The following is a 16,845-nucleotide window of genomic DNA, read 5'->3' on the forward strand; positions in this document are numbered from 1 at the left end:
CGAAAGTTCCCTGCTCTGCGTCAGGGATACATTCACCGCGTGCTGACATAACAACGCCCAGGGCCTTATCAAACAATTCTCAACTTGGTATTAACCCCTTATATAAAAAGGCCATCATCTTGCTTGCTGATTAATACTTTGGAACTAACCAACTCTAAAAAAACGTTACTTATCAACACTATTTAATACCCGATAAAAAACCGGCAATAACAACCCTACTTTAGGTATAAGCATAATTGACGACCTGTTAGTTGATGTTTTTCCCGGTGCGCGCACTGTCGCAGCGGTTTTAATCCACCACGCTGAACTCAACCCGTGCGGTGTGCCCGCTTTCATCGAGCACACTGAGTTCATAACGCCCCGTCTGTTCCAGAGTGGCAGTGAGTGCCTCTTGCGGTGCACTGTCGCCCAGCGGTGCGCCGTTGAGAAACCACCAGCGCCGGCCGTCTCCGCCCAGAGCCGATAACGAAAGCCGCAACCAGGCCTGACTTGCAGCCGGGCGGCGCAGACGGTCTCCGTCGCGCACGCCGACAATCGTCAAGGATGTGACCGAGCTCAAAGGCGGCGGCGGGCATTGTGTCGAAGCAGGCGGCAACCGCGCCTCACGCCGTTCGACCCGGGGCAGCCACGGCTCAAGTGGTGCGGGCCATAACGCCACTTCGCGCATCTGCGCACCGGGGCATTGCGGGCCCACGCGCAGGCCTTGCGGGTTGACCCGGATATTTTCCCTCAGGCCTGAGCCCAACGGCTGATCGGCAGCAAGCAAGGTGGGCGGCGTGGTGTGATCCAGCGTCCAGGCAAACCGTTGACGACGACAGTCAGGATCGTTCTTGCTCATGGGCTGCCCCAAAGGCCAGCAAATGGCGGCCACCCCGACGCTGCCCGGCACCGCCTGTACCGGCGCGACAAGACCGCGCTGGCTGTCACGGTTGCTCAGCACATCGTGCACTTGCAGCATCAACGGCGCGGCCGATGCCAGGCCAAACTGGCCCGGCACCGGAGTGCCATCCGGGCGGCCGATCCACACTCCGATCAAATAGCGCGGCCCCACCCCGATCGCCAGTGCATCACGAAAGCCATAACTGGTACCGGTCTTCCAGGCCAATAGCGGCCGCTGAACCAGCTCGGCTTTCGGATCGCGGTCGGGGCGCGCCTGGCCACTGAGGATGCGCCGGATAATCCACGCGGCACCCGGCGACAGCATGCGACGCTCATGGAGTTCATCTTGCGGTTGCAGGCGCAAATTGGCGCTGCGCCCTTCTCGCGCCAGGGCGCTGTAACCACTGACCAGGTCCTCCAGCCGGCTGCCGGCGCCGCCCAGAATCAGCGCCAGGTTGGGCTCGGCCAGTGCCGGCAAGCTCAACGGCACTCCACCGTTACGCATATCGGCGGCAAAGCGCTTGGGGCCGTATGCCTCAAGCAACTGCACGGCGGGCAAGTTGAGCGAAGTGACCAGCGCCGCACTGGCCGAGACCGGCCCGCTAAAGCCCATGGAAAAGTTGCCCGGCCGGTAGTCGCCATAGCGCCGCGGCACATCCTGCAACAGCGATTCGGAGTGGATCAGCCCGGCGTCCATTGCCATGCCATACAAAAACGGCTTGAGGGTGGAACCGGGCGAGCGCATGGCCGTGATCATGTCGACATGGCCAAAACGGCGTGCATCGTTGATGTCCACCGAGCCCAAATACGCGCGCACCGCCATGCTTTCGGTTTCGACCACCACGATGGCGGCCGAGGTGTGATCGGGTAAACGGGCGCGCCAGCCCAACAGCAAGTCTTCGAGACGGCGCTGCAGGTTAGCGTCCAGGGTGGTGCGAATCAGCGGCGGGCTGTCGGGCCGGTTGAGCCTGCGCGCCAGCAACGGTGCCAGGCTCGGTTCCAGACGCGGCGCCAGCAACAGCGGCTCTTCCAGCGCCTCGTCCACTGCCGGTTGCGGCCACACCCGAAACTCGGCCAACCGGCGCAGCACCTTGTCCCGCGCCACTTGCGCCCGCCCCGGATGACGATCGGGGCGCAGCCGGCTCGGTGCTTGCGGCAACACCGCCAGCAGCGCGGCCTCGGAATGGGTGAGTTGCTGCGGCGACTTGCCCAGATAGGCCCAACTGGCCGCCGCCACGCCTTGCAGGGTGCCGCCAAACGGGGCACGATTGAGGTACAGGGTGAGAATCTGGTCCTTGGACAGGTGCCATTCCAGCTGCGCTGTGCGCCACAGTTGCCGCAACTTGCCGGGCAGCGTGCGCTCATGGGGGTCGAGCAAACGCGCAACCTGCATCGACAAGGTGCTGCCGCCTGACAACACCCGCCCGCCAGTGAGGTTTTGCCAGGCCGCACGGCCCAGCGCCAGGGGGTTGACCCCCGGGTGCCGGTAAAACCAGCGGTCTTCGTAGGTCAGCAAGGCATCCAGATACAGCGGCGAAACTTCACTGACCTGCACCGGGTAGCGCCACACGCCGTCGGCGTCGGCAAACCGCCACAGGGGCGTGCCGTCTTCGGCCAGGACCACGCGGGCCAGATCATCCCGTGGCAAGGGCAACGGCCAGATCCTGTCGGCCAGCCACAGCAAAGCGCACACCAGCAGCAAACCGGTGGCCGTCCAGCCCAGAGCCTTTTTGATCCCTGCCCTCACAGACACTTACTCGCTACGCAACTTGCGGCATGGATGGATGCCTAATGTGTATATCTGGCACAGTGGCCACCTTACTCATCGGAACATGACCATGCACGTCGAAAGTTTTATTGGAAATCTTGGCCTGTGGCTGGGCACGCTGGTTCGTTTTATCGTCGAGACCCTGAATGGCCTGTTCGGTGCCATCACCGAGGCGGGCGGTAACTTTGTCGACGGCATGGCCCGTGCACTGGGCATGGACACCTCCATCATCAGCATTCTGGTATTGATTGCCGGCCTGCTGTTTTTGTACAACGCAGTGCGCGCCTTCATGCGCGCCTCGATCTTCGGCGGCGTGATCTGGATGTTGCTGGGGCTGTGGGTGTTGAGCTGGATTATCACCTAAACACACCACACTCTGTAGCCGTTGCCGAAGGCTGCGACAAGGGCCGCAGGCCCTTCTTTCGGGTCGCTTCGCCGCAGTGGCGCACCACACCTGCGGCAGCAGCTACACACGCATGATTACCGGCCCTTGATCACCATCTCGCCTGGTGTCTCGCCCACGGCCTGCCAGTTGGGGCGGTACATCGACTCCACTTGCGGCGGCGGAACGCGGTAGGTACCCGGGGTCACCGCGCGTGCCAGGTACAGCAAGTGCGTGGTGCCATAGCCATCCAGTTTCAGCGCTGCCACGTAACGATCATCCCGGTATTCCTGATGCTGCACGCTGGCATTCTGCATCGACTCGCGCCATTGCTTGACCTGGGTGCTGGCGTTTTCAAGGCTGGCGGCGCTCTGGCCCAGGTTCTGGTTTTCCAGCTCCAGGCCCGCCGGCAGCAAGTCCACCACTAACGCGTCCGGTACCTGCTGCTTGGCCGTCACGGCCAGATGCACCAGTACCAGATCACCACTTTTGAGCGCCTTGATGTCCAGCGGCTCGCCGTTCATGCCCAGGTAATCACGGCGAATGCTCATGTTCTGACCGCCTGCCGCCGGCGCTTGCTGTGGATAACCCGAAAGGGTCAGCTGTTGATAAATCGGTGTGCTGCCTTCATTGCGCAAGGTCACGGGTGAAGCCAGCAACGGTCCTTCAAGCTTGAGACCCGACTGAGCGTTGTTCAGCTCGCGGGTCTGGCTGCCACTGGTGAGCTGCGCCGACCAGTTTTTTTCGGGGGTGCTCAACAGATCGCGACCCGCGAGGAACAGCGAGTTACGTTCCTGGGTCGACAGCCATTGGCTTGCTGCCAGTTGATCCGACAGATCGAACAAGCGTTGCTCGCGCTGGCCGCTCATCAGGCTGTTCTCTTCCAGCAAGGCCAGAATCAGGGCCTGATCGCGCAGCGGGCTGCCGTAGTCACCCAGCCATTGATCGGCCTTGCGGGTAACCGCCAGGCCAGCCACCAGGGCCTGGTCAGCACGGGGCTGGTCGCCCATTTTCTGCAGGGCAATCGACAACTGCACCAATGGCAGGCCGGAACGGGCATCGCTGCGCCGCTCAAAAATGCTGCGCAACGCCCCCAGCGGTGCTTGCTGACTGCGCGCCAGAACCATCGCGGCATAGGCCTGCACGGCAAAGCGGGTATGGTCGAGGTTTTCGCTGTAGTCGGCTTCGATCAGGTTGCGTTCCTGCACATAGCGCAGCAAGCGCTCGCTGGCTTTTTTCAACGCCTCGGGCGGCACGGCGTAGCCCTGATCACGGGCGCGCAGCAGGAAGTCGGTCACATAGGCCGTCAGCCAATATTCTTCCTGACCGTCCGCCCCCCACAGGCCAAAGCTGCCGTTGTAACGCTGCATGCCCAGCAGGCGCTCGATGCCCAACTCGATTTTGCGTTTGCGCTCGGTGTCCGGCTCGCCTTCCAGGCCCAGGCGTTTGAGCAGGGCCGCATCGGCATATAACGCCGGGTACAGGCCGCTGGTAGTTTGTTCAGAGCAGCCATACGGGTAGGCCTTGAGTGCGCGAATCTGCTCGCCCAGGTTCAGCGGCGGGCGGCTCGACAGGCTGAGCAGGGCTTCGCGCCCGGCCGGTTCAAAGGCTTGCAACTCGGTGTCGGGCAGGCTCCACGGCTGGTCGTTCAGTACGGTGCGGTAATGCTTGAGCAAGGCCGGGTACGCCGGGCGAACGCCCAGGGTCCACTCACGAGTGAGCGGCGCCAGGCTTTCGCCCGGCAGGTCGAGGCCGTTGACCGTGACCTTGACCTGCCCCGTACCAAACCCGCCCAGCGCCTTGACCGGAATCTGCAAGGTGCTGCGCTGGCCGGGGCTCAGGGTTACGTTTTGCGTCGTGTCGCCCAGCAGGCTCAGTTGGCCTTCGGTATTGAGCTGCACTTGAAGCTTTTGCGGTTTGTCGGTGAGGTTGGACAGGTCCAGTGCCAGCTTCGTCTCGTCGCCACCGGCCAAAAAGCGCGGGGCGGCCAGCTCGGCCACCAACGGTGCGGCGACCACGGTTTTGGCCTCGGCCATGCCGTAGCGATCATCGGTCCAGGCCTGTGCCATCAAGCGCAGCTCGCCGTTGAAGTCGGGGATATCCACACTGACTTCGCCTTCGCCCTGCTCGTTGAGCGTCACCGGCGCGCTTTGCAGCGCCACGATGGTCACGCTGGTGGCCGGACGCTTGCCGCCCTTGTCCAGCGCCGCATCACCGCCAAAGGCCAGGCTGGCCAAACGGCCCTGTCCGGCTTCAATCAATTGCCCGTAGATGTCCAGCTGATCGGCGCCATAGGCCTTGCGCCCAAACAGGCTGGCGTAAGGGTCAGGGGTTGGGTAGTCGGTGATATTGAGCACGCCCACATCCACTGCGGCCAGCAACACATGGGCTTGTTTGGGGATGCTGCCATCCGCGTTTTTGGCGTGGATCTTCACTGTCAGGGGCTGCTTGGGACGCATCTTTTGCGGTGCATCGAGGGTCAGCGCCAACTTGCGCTGGCTGCGATCGATCGGCAGGTGCAGTACGCCGACAGCGCGCTTGGGGGTGATGTTGGTCTTGCGCTCGCCGGGACGGATCACCAGGGCGCTGATGTACAGGTCGTGGCGGGCCCAGCTCGGGTCCAGCTTGATGTCGAATGCCTTGCCCTCAGCGGGCACCTCGATTTCTTCCCACCACAATGGGCCGTCGCTGCCTTCAACCAGCAGGTAACCCTTGCCCGCCGCCGGTGGCGTGACCGTTACCTTGGCCAGGTCGCCATCGGCATACGCCGCCTTGTCCAGTGCCAGCTTGACCTGGTCGGGGCGCACGGCGCCACCTTCGGCGTTGTCCTGGGCACGGTAACCGGCCCAGAAACGCAGGCTGCTGATCAGGCCGGTTTGCGGGTCTTCAACTTCAACCCGGTAAGGGCCCCACTCCACAGGGAAGCTGACCTTGGCGGTTTCGCCAGCCTTGAGGCTGAGGGTTTCTTCGTTGAGGTTGAGGAATTTCTCGTTGTAGTGATAGCTCCAGCCGTCGTTATCCGAGTAGTTCCAGTAGTAATCGCGGCGCTCACGCACCAGCCGTACCTTGAGGTTTTCAGCGGCCAGTTTGTTGCCGTCCTTGTCGGCTACCAACAGTTCAAAGGCTACCGGGCCATCGCCATCGGTTTCAGTGCCCTCGAACAACCCGCGCAGCCCCGGCATCCGCTCTGCCGGCCATACCGGCTGCACCAGGCGCCGGGTGATCGGCCGCCCGCCCGACTCTTGCAAGCTGGCCTGCACAATCAGTTGCAACGGGGATTTGGCATCGCTCCACTGGCTTTCAAGGCTGATGGTTTCTTTGCCGTCGGCGTTCAGTACGCTTTCGTCCAGCTCCAAATCCTGGGTCAGTTCGGTTTCGGTTACCGAACCAAACTCATAGCCCGGCAATGTGCTGACGGCTTCACGCAATGGCCGCACATAAACCTGCCCGCTCAAGCGATTGCCGGCGGCCGGGGCGCCGTACAGATAACGGCCCGTCACCTGGATTTCGGCCGTTTGTTCAGGGCTCAGCGGCGTATCGCTGCCCTTGAGCTCCAGCGCCAGGCGCTCGGGCAGGAAGTCTTCGACCAAAAACTCATACAGCTGTGGCTTGCCATCGCCGAAATCGAACACCAGCTGCCAGCGCCCGGTCGGGGCTTCGGCGGCCAGTTGCAGCGGGTACTGATAGAAGCCCGATGCATCCGGCGACCAGACAAACTTGCGGCTGACCTGCTCGTCCGGGCGACGCACTTCAACGCTGACCGGTTGCGGCTTGACCGGGTTGCCGTCGCGGTCACGCAGCAAGGCATTGAGCAATACGGTTTCGCCGGGGCGATACAGATCACGCGGGCCAAACACAAAGAACTGCAGCGGATGCGCTTGCGGACCGCCGATGTCGAATTCGGCCAGGTCCAGCGCCGCCGTGTTCAAGCGCAGCAAGCTGGTCTGATCGCCCTGGCGCGCCACCAGCACTTCAGCCTTGGGTGGCAGTGCCAGCTCTGCGTGGCCATCCTTGCCGGTTTTGCCCTGACCGAGCATCCGGCCTTTGCCATCGAGCAGTTCCAGCTCGACGCCGGCCAATGCACTGCCGCCCTCCAGGGCCTGGGTGAAGACGTCCAGGCGCTTCTGATAGCGGTGTACCGAAAGGCCGATGTCACTGAGGGTGAACAAGGTGGCGGGGGTCGAATAGTTGTAACTGCCCGTCGCCGTCATCACCGCCAGGTAGACGCCCGGCTGCTGCAACGGTTTGATCCCGGAGGTCGGCAAAATCAGGGTTTCACGGGTATTGCGCGCCGGGTTCAGGTCGAAACGGCCTGCATACACCATATCGGCCATGCTCAGCAGGTCCTTGGCTTCGTAGCTTTGCAGGCTGCTGTTGCGGCCCCACTGGCTGAGAAACGCTGGCAGCGACTCGGGCTTTATCCGAAAGAACTCAACGTCAACCTTGTCGACATTCAACGCAATCACCGGCAGGCCTTCGGCCAGACGGGTCGGCAGCAAATTGCCACGGCTGGCGAAACCGACCGTAGGTTGCAGGTCACGGGTCTCCAGGCGGCTGATGTACTCGGCCGAGAGTTTGGCGTCGTTGACGGCACGCAGGCCAGGATCGACGGTGAGGATCAGTTTGCGCTGGGGCTCAAGATGGCGCAGGCGCAGTTCCATCAGGTTGTCCGAGAGCTCCCAGGCACCATCGACCTTACCGGTTTTGGCGTCCACCAGATGCAGCTTGTCTGCAAAATTCTGCTCAGGATGGAGCGGCACCGAAAAGCTCACGGACAAGGTGCTGGCTCCGTCCAGCTGCACTTCGGACACATCCACCACGCTCAACTCGCGCCCGGCATAGCGCTCGGCCAGCGCCTTGACGTCCTGCGCCGGCTTGGCCGGCTGGCTCGCCGCCACCGACGGCGCAGCAGGTTTGTCGACGCTGGAAGAATCACAAGCGCTCAGCAGCGCCAGCGTGCAAGCCAGGAACAGTCCTTTGTTAAGCATGGTGTTCTCGTTAACTGGGCAGATAAAGGGCGACTATATAACAGCCAGTGGGGAACCACAGGCGCACTGGTCAGAAAGCCCCCTCTCCCTCCGGGAGAGGGTTGGGGTGAGGGCAGGCTTTGCGGCTACAATCGCGGCCCCAAAGGAGCCTGCATGTCATCTTCTCTATTAGCCGACTGGCGCGACCGCCCGACCCACCGCCGGGTATGGGCGCTGGCGGCGCCGATGATTTTGTCGAATATCTCTGTACCGCTGGTGGCGCTGGTCGACAGTACGGTAATCGGCCATTTGCCCCACGCCCATCAGTTGGGCGCCGTGGCGGTAGGCGCCAGCATGTACATCTTCCTGGCCTGGATGATGGGCTTTTTGCGCATGGGCACCACCGGGTTCTCCGCCCAGGCTGCCGGGCGCGGGGACGGAACGGCGTTACGCCAGATCCTGGTGCAGGGCTTGCTGCTCAGTGTGCTGCTGTCGATGCTGCTGGGGGCGATCGCCACCCCTTTCAGCACCGTGGCGCTGAGTGTGATGCAGCCCTCGGCCGAGTTGCATGAGCTGACTCTGGATTTCTTCCATACCCGGCTGTTTGGCCTGCCCGCCGCGCTGGCCAGCTATGCACTGGTGGGCTGGTTTCTGGGCACGCAAAACGCCCGCGCGCCGCTGGCGATCCTGCTGACCACCAATCTGGTCAACATCGCGCTGAACCTGTGGTTTGTACTGGGGCTGGACTGGGGCGTGGTCGGCGCGGCGCGTGCCTCGGTGATTGCCGAGTGGAGCGGCGCCCTGCTCGGTCTGTGGCTGACTCGCGGTGCACTGCGCAAATTCCCGGGCACGCTGGTGCTGGCCGCCCTGACCGTTTGGCAGAATTGGAAACCGCTGCTGGGGGTCAACCGCGATATTTTTATCCGCAGCCTGATGCTGCAATCGGTGTTTTTCGCCATCACCTTGCAAGGCGCACGCTTGGGCGACGCCACTGTGGCGGCCAATGTGCTGCTGCTTAATGGTTTGCTGCTGGCCGCCCACGCACTGGATGGCCTGGCCCACGCCGTTGAGGCGCTGTGCGGGCACGCCATCGGCGCCCGTGACCGCATCGCATTGCGCCGCTCGATGGTGGTGGCCTGCGGCTGGTCATTGCTGGCCAGCGTAGCCTTTGCGCTGTTGTTTCTGTTTGGCGGGCATCTGTTTATCGAGATGCAGACTGACATCCCGAGCGTGCGCGAAACCGCCTTCCAGTACCTGCCGTATCTGGCACTGCTGCCGCTGATTGCGGTGTGGAGTTATTTGCTCGACGGCCTGTTTATCGGCGCCACCCGCGCCCGGGAAATGCGCAACGCAATGGTGATCAGCGTGATTATCGCCCTCCCCGTTGCCTGGGCACTGCACGGCTACGGCAACCACGGGCTGTGGATAAGTTTTCTGCTGTTTATGGTGCTGCGCAGCCTGACCCTGGGTGTTTATGCGTGGCGCATGCAGCGCCGGGACGAGTGGTTTACGCCCAGGGCCGCAAGCTGACCCCGCAGCCTGCGACTACGGGGTTCTGGTAACAAAGTCGCTGACGTTATCCAGCACCGGTGCCAGCCAGCGCAGCGGCCGTGAAAGCGCCGCCACCAGTGTCACGTGACTGGTGCGCGAAAAGTACAGCTCCTGCACCGGCACATGCACCCCGCGCAGTGCATTGGCCAAACCGCCTGTGTTTCGGGTCGGGTTGACCAACGTATCGCTGCGGGCAGCCATCAGCAATGCCGGTGGCGCCTCTCGGCTGACGTGGTGAATCGGCTGCGACTCGGGCGGTGAGTCCGGGTAGAAAAATACCGGCCTGACGGCCTCATCCTTGATCGGCAAAAAGTCGTATGGCCCAGCCAAACCAATCCAGCCACGGACATTGGCCGGGCTCAGGCCGGCCGCCTTCAACCATTGCGCATCCAGGGCCAGCATCGCGACGTTGTAGGCCCCAGCGCTGTGGCCCATCAAGTACAGACGCTGGGGGTTACCGCCATACTCGCCAATGTGCCGATACGTCCAGCCCACCGCCTGCGCACCGTCTACCAGAAACTCCGGATAACGCACCTGTGGATAAAGTCGGTAATCGGCAATAACCGCAGTTATCCCCCGCGAGGCCAGCGCCTCGCCCACAAACAGGTAATCACTGCGCGAGCCGCTGTTCCAACTGCCGCCATAGAAGAACACCACCACTGGTGCGCCGGGTGCGGGCTGCTTGGGACGGTAGATATCAAGGGTTTGCCGTGGGTCTGCGCCGTAGGCAATGTCGCTGGTTTTGTCGAAAGTGCTGACGGGCGTCAGGCCGTTAATGATGCTCAACGGCGAACAGGCACTGAGCAGCCAGCCCATCAGTCCGGCGCAGGCCAGCCCGATGACACGCTTGAAGGTATTCGACATGCATACGACCTCTGGGCAAAAAAAAACGCTGACCCCTGCAATGCACAGGTCAGCGTAGTTCAGTCAGCGAGGACTATGTCGGGCAATCAGTGGCTCGACAGGTACGACGAACGGGTCAGGCCCAGACGCAACGCGTCCAGGTACTGGGTACGTTCCTTGGCGCTGATGTTGGCGCTGGCCACTTTGTCACGGTAGTGATTCATCAACTCTTCGGGCGACAAGTGCACGTAGCGCAGCATGTCTTCGATGGTGTCGTGAGTCTCAATACCGGCGTGGTAAACGCTGCCATCTGCATTCTGGTAGATGTTCACCGAGTCGGTGTCACCGAACAGGTTGTGCATGTCACCCAGGATTTCCTGGTAAGCGCCCACCAGGAAGATGCCCAGCAGGTAGTCTTCGCCTTCGTTCAAACCATGAACCGGCAGGCTGGTTTCAATGCTCTGCTCATCGACGTATTGCTTGATCTTGCCATCGGAGTCGCAGGTCAGATCTTGCAGTACGGCGCGACGCAGCGGCTCTTCATCCAGACGGTGCAGCGGCAGGATCGGCAGTACCTGGCCAATGGCCCAGGTGTCCGGCAGGCTCTGGAATACCGAGAAGTTGCAGATGTACTTGTCTGCCAGCTTGTCGTTGAGCTCGTCCAGCACTTGGCGATGGGAACGCTGACGCGCTTTCAACGAGTTGTGCAGGCGGCGGCACACAGCGAAGTAGCACTGCTCGGCCAGGGCTTTTTCCGCCAGGGTGATCTTGCCGTCGGCGTACTGGGCGGCGATGTCGCTCATGTAGTGCGTGGCGCGCCAGTAGGTTTCGGTGACCATTTCAATGTCGGTCGGACCCAGCAGGTCCACCAGCCACTGCACGGTTTCGGGCAGGATTTCCTTGTTGTCGATCACCGGCACGTCGTCGTTGTGTTTCTCGACGTCGGTCACTTGCACCACCAGCATGGCGTGGTGCGCGGTCAGGGCGCGGCCGCTTTCAGAGAAGATGTGCGGGTGCGGCAGGCTTTGCGCGTCGCAGAACTCTTTGAGCATGCCCACGACAACACCGGCGTAGTCGTCCATGTCGTAGTTGATCGAGCTGGCGTTGCGCGAGTGCGTACCGTCGTAGTCCACGCCCAGACCGCCGCCCACGTCGATGTGGTCAACCGGCAGGCCCAGGTTGCGCAGCTCGCCGTAGTAGCGGATCGCTTCTTTGAAACCGTGCTGGTAGTCCGCCAGGTTGGCGATCTGCGAGCCCATATGGAAGTGCAGCAGGCGAATGCCCTGATCCAGGCCGGCAGCGCGGAAGCGCTCAACCACCGACAGCAATTGCGCGGCAGACAAACCGAACTTGGATTTCTCGCCGCCGGTGTCAGCCCACTTGCTCGATGCCAGGGACGACAGACGCACGCGCAGGCCCACTTGTGGCTTGACCTTGAGCGAGGCGGCTTCCTCGATCACCAGGTCTACTTCGGACTCTTTCTCGATCACGATGAAGACGTTGTGGCCCAGCTTCTGGCCCATCAGCGCCAGACGGATGAATTCGCGGTCCTTGTAACCGTTGCAGACGATGGTGCCGCCCTTGGGGGCCAGCGCCAACACGGCCAGCAGCTCAGGCTTGGAGCCGGCTTCAAGGCCAATCGACACGTCTTTGGTGGCGATGATGTTCTCGATCACCGCTTCTTGCTGGTTCACCTTGATCGGGTACAGCGCGGTGTACTTGCTCTGGTATTCCAGGCGCTCGATATTGGAATCGAAGGCGCCGGTCAGCTGACGTACACGGTCTTGCAGGATATCCGGGAAACGCACCAGCAACGGCAAGGACAAACCGCTGGTCTTGCGCAGTTCGTCGACTTGCTCGTACAGGTCGATGGGCGAGCTGTTCGGGCCGTTCGGACGGACTTCTACGCGACCGGCTTCATTGATCGCGAAATACCCGGCCCCCCAATGGCGAATCCCATAAACGCTGCGGCTGTCCGCAACTGTCCATTGGCTGCCATCGTCTTTGCGTGTGCGTCGTACGGACATCGAAGTCCCCTATAAATAAGTCAAATAGCCCAACCTGAAAGCAGGCTGGTGCAGTCTAAAGTGTGAAAGTGACGATTAGTCAGACCCTGACAACAGCGCCGAGTTTAGAAACCCGTGATAACAGGCTCTGTGAAAACCATGGCGAGCACAATCCGGCAGGCCCTTCAGGCGCCGGATCAGCTATGCGGTGGTTTTCACAGAGGCTGCTAGCCGCCGGACTTCTTGGCTTTGAACCCGTGCTTGACCAGTTCGGCCAGCAACAGTTCGACGTGATCGCCCTGGATCTCGATGATGCCGTCTTTCAACGCACCCCCCGTACCGCAACGTTTTTTCAACGCCGTGGCCAGGTCTTTGAGCGCGTCTTCGGCCAGCGGTACGCCGGTGATGGTGGTCACCGTCTTGCCGCCACGGCCTTTGCTTTCGCGACGCACGCGGGCAATGCCATCACCTTCGGGGATCAGGGTTTGTTTGCAGGTACAGGCGTCCACCGGCTGACGACAGTCCGGACAGTGACGACCTGCGTCGGTGGAAAATACCAGGCCACCAAGGGCGGCGAAGGATGCGGCTTTTTTGGCCACCGGCAATCCTCATTCGGAGGACAAATAATTGGCCGGTGCATGACGCTGTTGCGCCAAGGTGTACCGACCGCGAAGCCCCACTCTGGCAGGGGCAGCGCAACTCAGGGGGAAAACCGCCTGAGCCTGAAAAAGGTCGCGCAGTGTAACGACAAAATCGCTGCTGCCCAATAGCCAATCGGCGCAAAAGTCATCGTAAGGGCCACATGGCCTTCAACCGTGGGAGCGAGCCTGCTCGCGAACAGCATTCGCGAGCAGGCTCGTTCCCACCAGGGCAACTGTGCAGCGATCTACAGCGTGTTGATCTGGGCCAGATAGCGCTTGAGTGCATCCAGCGAATCCGGGCAATACGGCTGCTGTTCACTCAGGCGCAATGCCTCGTCCACCGGCATAAAGCACGCTTGCTGGACTTCTTCGGGCTGCACCTGCAACGGCCCGTCCCACACGGCCGAAAACACCGCGCACCACAGGTGGTTTTGTTCACCTTCAAAGTAAAAGCGCTCATGGGGCGTCAGCGGTATGCCGCTCACCCCCAGCTCTTCGGCCAGCTCACGGGCCGCCGATTCGGCGTAGCTCTCCTCCACCCCCACCATGCCGCCCGCCGCCACATCCCAGAAACCGGGATAAAGCGCTTTGCTCAGGGTGCGCTGATGCACGCACAGCTCACCGGCAGAGTTGAACAACAGGATAAAAGTGCCGCGCCCGATCAGCCCCCGCTCTCGCAATTGCTGGCGGGGCAAACCGCCCAGCAATTGATCATCGCGATCAACCCAGGCCACCATTTCTAGATCAGAGGCCGCACGGTGTGCGGCCTCCAGCGCTGAAATCGGCATCAACTCAGCCCTGGGACAACAATTGACGCAGGTCCATGACCGCCGCGTTGGCGCGGGATATGTAGTTGGCCATGACCAGCGAGTGGTTGGCCAGCACGCCATAGCCGCTGCCATTGAGAATCATCGGGCTCCAGACCGGCTCCTGAGCCGCTTCCAGCTCACGAATGATCTGGCGCACGCTGACCGTGGCGTTCTTTTTGGCCAGCACGTCAGCAAAGTCGACTTCGATGGCTCGCAGCAAGTGCGACAGGGCCCAGGCCTGACCGCGGGCTTCATAGAACACGTTGTCGATCTGCATCCACGGCGTTTCGACCACTTCCTCATCAACCACCGGCACCTGGCCCGGTTGCAGGCTTTCTGTTTTCAGCGCGCTGTTGAGCTTGACCCGCCCAACGCTGGCCGACAGGCGTTGCGACAAGGAACCCAGGCGGGTACCCACATCGCCCAGCCAGTTGTTCAGGTTGTCGGCGCGGGCATAGAACAGGGCGTTTTTCTGGTTTGGATCAGACAGGCGCGCCTGATAACGGCTCAGGGAGTTGATGCCTTCCTGGTACTCGGACTCGCTGGACGGCAGCATCCAGCTCTTGTTGTCGAAGTTGAAACGCGGCTCGGCCTTGGCCAAATCCGCATCTTCCGCCGACTGCGACTGCGAACGGGCGAAGTCTTTGCGCAAGGCGCGGGTCAGGTCGCGCACCTGTACCAGCACGCCGTATTCCCAACTTGGAATGTTGTCCAGAAAGATCCCTGGCGGGAAACGGTCGTTGGACAGATAGCCGCCCGGTTTGTTGAGCAACGTACCGGCAACGCTCTTGAGGGTCTCGACGGTGGTGAAGCCCGGCACCATTTGCTTGCCTTCTTTCTCGGCCGCCACCTGGGCGTTTTGCTGCACCGGGAACAGATCCGGCTCCTGGCTCCAGTACCAGCCCAGCCCCAGGCACACCAGCGCGTAGATACCCACCAGCACCGCGATCGAGCGGCTCAATAGAATGCTTTTGAAATAGCCACGCGACTGTGTCTTCGTCTCTTTGACCGACTCGCGGGCACCGCCCTCACGTTTTTTCCAGTCCAGCATGGCTATATCCTTTCAAATGCTTGATTCAACGGTTCGACCACAACCCTAACCCATCGTGCATTGCGTGCACGTTTTTTATCGGGGGGCATGTAAGCCCGGCACTATAGAACAAGCGCGCAGGGGATAGGCAATATGGCTGCCCGCCAGTTAATTTCAAGCAGAAACTCGTACATTTCGAACTAGGTGCTAGCATAGAGCCACCACTCGATCTCAGCATGCCCACTAACCAGCAGCCAGGATATGACCGAGCAAGAAGACCCCAGTCGCGAACGCCTGAAAAACCACTTTGCCCAGCGGGTCACGCATCAGGCACGTCAGATCCTTGAGATATGGCAACGGTTGCAGGCCAATGAATGGTCCCCCGCAGGGCTGACCGAGCTCAACGACGCCAACTTGCGCCTGCTGCGTTTTGCCGACCGGTTCGAGCAGCCCGAACACACCGAGCTGGCACGGGCCATCAATGTTGCGCTGCAAGACATGGAGGCCAATCACAGCCGCCTGAGCAGCCCGATCATCACCGAGCTCAACCGCCTGATGCAGCGCCTGTCGCGCACCGGCCTGCGCCAGGGCGACCTGATGGCCCACATTTGCCTGCCGCCGCTGCGCAAACCGGTGTACATCCTGCTGCACGATCTGGAGCGCGCCGAGCGACTGGCCAAGCAACTGGAGTTTTTCGAGCTCAACGCCCAGGCGTTTGGCGATTTGACGACATTCCGCCACGCCATGGCCGAGCGCCATCCGGCCGCCATTGTGATGGACGTGGACTTCAGCGGCCCCGGCCGTGGCCTGGAACTGGCTGCCGAGGCCCAGATCGGCCTTGAGCAAAAACTGCCGCTGCTGTTTTTCAGCCTGCATGAAACCGACACCCCTACCCGCCTGGCCGCTGTGCGCGCCGGCGGGCAAGCGTTTTTGACCGGCACCCTCGAAGCATCCAGCCTGATGGAAAAGATCGAAGTGCTGACCTGCGTCGCTCAGTACGAACCTTACAAAGTGCTGATCATTGACGACTCTCGGGCCCAGGCGCTGCACACCGAGCGCCTGCTCAACAGCGCAGGGATTGTCACCCGCACGCTGATCGACCCGATTCAGGCCATGGCCGAGCTGGCGGACTTTCAGCCGGACCTGATCATCCTGGACATGTACATGCCCACCTGCACCGGGACCGAGCTGGCCAAGGTGATTCGCCACAACGACCGCTACGTCAGCGTGCCGATCATCTACCTGTCGGCCGAAGACGACATGGACAAGCAGCTCGATGCCATGAGCGAAGGCGGCGACGACTTCCTGACCAAACCCATCCAGCCGCGCCATCTGATCACCACCGTGCGCAACCGCGCCGCCCGCGCCCGCCATCTCAAGGCGCGGATGGTGCGTGACAGCCTGACCGGGCTGTACAACCACACCCACATCCTGCAACTGCTCGAAGACTGCACTTTTCGCGCCCGCCGCGAGAATCGTCCGCTGAGCTTTGCGATGCTCGATCTGGACCACTTCAAACACGTCAACGATGGCTACGGCCACCCTATGGGCGACCGGGTGATCAAAAGCCTTGCGCTGTTTCTCAAGCAGCGCCTGCGCAAAACTGACTTTATTGGCCGATACGGCGGCGAAGAGTTTGCCATTGTGATGCCGGACACCGATGAGCAGTCGGCCTATAAGGTGCTCAACCAGATCCGCCAACGCTTCGCCGAGATTCACTACCCCGCGCAGCCGGCAGACCTGTCGTGCTCATTCAGCGCCGGCGTGGTGCAACTGCAGAACGACGCGGACAGCCTGCAAATGGCCTCCCAGGCCGACGAAGCGCTGTACCGCGCCAAACACAATGGCCGCAATCAGGTGCAGCATTTTCATCAGTTAAGGCCAAATGCCACTATTTGTGCCGAACTGCAGGAATCCGTCACACCGCTGTAACGCAAGTGCAATAACTTTTGCCGCTTCTTATTGTGTA

The 16,845-nt window shown here is 61.6% G+C and carries 10 protein-coding genes; 3 read left to right on the plus strand and 7 right to left on the minus strand.

Going from position 1 to position 16,845, the window contains the following annotated elements; translation table 11 throughout:
- Window positions 1-289: 289 nt before the first annotated feature.
- On the minus strand, window positions 290-2,626 hold the full coding sequence (gene pbpC, locus BLW11_RS01365) for a peptidoglycan glycosyltransferase PbpC (protein ID WP_420912213.1): 2,337 nt from the start codon (window positions 2,624-2,626) through the stop codon (window positions 290-292).
- Between the two features lie 91 nt (window positions 2,627-2,717).
- On the opposite strand from pbpC, the gene BLW11_RS01370 reads away from it, so the two are divergent.
- Window positions 2,718-3,011 (plus strand): hypothetical protein, encoded by a 294-nt coding sequence (locus BLW11_RS01370; protein ID WP_048360240.1) that lies wholly within the window; start codon window positions 2,718-2,720, stop codon window positions 3,009-3,011.
- A gap of 116 nt (window positions 3,012-3,127) precedes the next feature.
- Here the strand turns inward: BLW11_RS01370 and BLW11_RS01375 are convergent, their stop codons facing one another.
- Window positions 3,128-8,017, minus strand: a complete 4,890-nt coding sequence (locus BLW11_RS01375; protein WP_048360241.1) for an alpha-2-macroglobulin family protein — start codon at window positions 8,015-8,017, stop codon at window positions 3,128-3,130.
- A 153-nt stretch (window positions 8,018-8,170) separates the two neighbouring features.
- Here BLW11_RS01375 and BLW11_RS01380 point away from each other — a divergent pair, with 153 nt between their 5' ends.
- A complete protein-coding gene (locus BLW11_RS01380; RefSeq protein WP_048360242.1) occupies window positions 8,171-9,526 on the plus strand; it encodes an MATE family efflux transporter in 1,356 nt (451 codons plus the stop codon).
- 15 nt (window positions 9,527-9,541) lie between these two features.
- On the opposite strand, the gene BLW11_RS01385 is transcribed toward BLW11_RS01380, so the two are convergent.
- The 5 genes from BLW11_RS01385 to BLW11_RS01405 all read right to left on the minus strand — a co-directional run bounded on the left by BLW11_RS01385 (window position 9,542) and on the right by BLW11_RS01405 (window position 14,897).
- On the minus strand, window positions 9,542-10,411 hold the full coding sequence (locus tag BLW11_RS01385; protein ID WP_048360243.1) for an alpha/beta hydrolase: 870 nt from the start codon (window positions 10,409-10,411) through the stop codon (window positions 9,542-9,544).
- 86 nt (window positions 10,412-10,497) lie between these two features.
- Window positions 10,498-12,417 carry an arginine decarboxylase gene (gene speA / locus BLW11_RS01390; RefSeq protein ID WP_048360244.1) on the minus strand — a complete coding sequence of 640 codons (1,920 nt, stop codon included), beginning with the start codon at window positions 12,415-12,417 and terminating at the stop codon, window positions 10,498-10,500.
- Between the two features lie 206 nt (window positions 12,418-12,623).
- Complete coding sequence (locus BLW11_RS01395; protein WP_048360245.1) at window positions 12,624-12,995, minus strand: translation initiation factor Sui1; 372 nt, start codon at window positions 12,993-12,995, stop codon at window positions 12,624-12,626.
- 287 nt (window positions 12,996-13,282) lie between these two features.
- Window positions 13,283-13,825, minus strand: a complete 543-nt coding sequence (locus tag BLW11_RS01400) for an NUDIX hydrolase (RefSeq protein ID WP_048360246.1) — start codon at window positions 13,823-13,825, stop codon at window positions 13,283-13,285.
- Between the two features lie 4 nt (window positions 13,826-13,829).
- Window positions 13,830-14,897, minus strand: a complete 1,068-nt coding sequence (locus BLW11_RS01405) for a DUF2333 family protein (RefSeq protein WP_048360247.1) — start codon at window positions 14,895-14,897, stop codon at window positions 13,830-13,832.
- Between the two features lie 240 nt (window positions 14,898-15,137).
- Here BLW11_RS01405 and BLW11_RS01410 point away from each other — a divergent pair, with 240 nt between their 5' ends.
- Entirely contained in the window at window positions 15,138-16,808 is a 1,671-nt protein-coding gene (locus BLW11_RS01410; protein ID WP_048360248.1) for a response regulator, read from the plus strand.
- The last annotated feature ends 37 nt before the right edge of the window (window positions 16,809-16,845 follow it).

Source organism: Pseudomonas deceptionensis (genome assembly GCF_900106095.1).
GTDB classification, from domain to species: Bacteria; Pseudomonadota; Gammaproteobacteria; order Pseudomonadales; family Pseudomonadaceae; genus Aquipseudomonas; species Aquipseudomonas deceptionensis.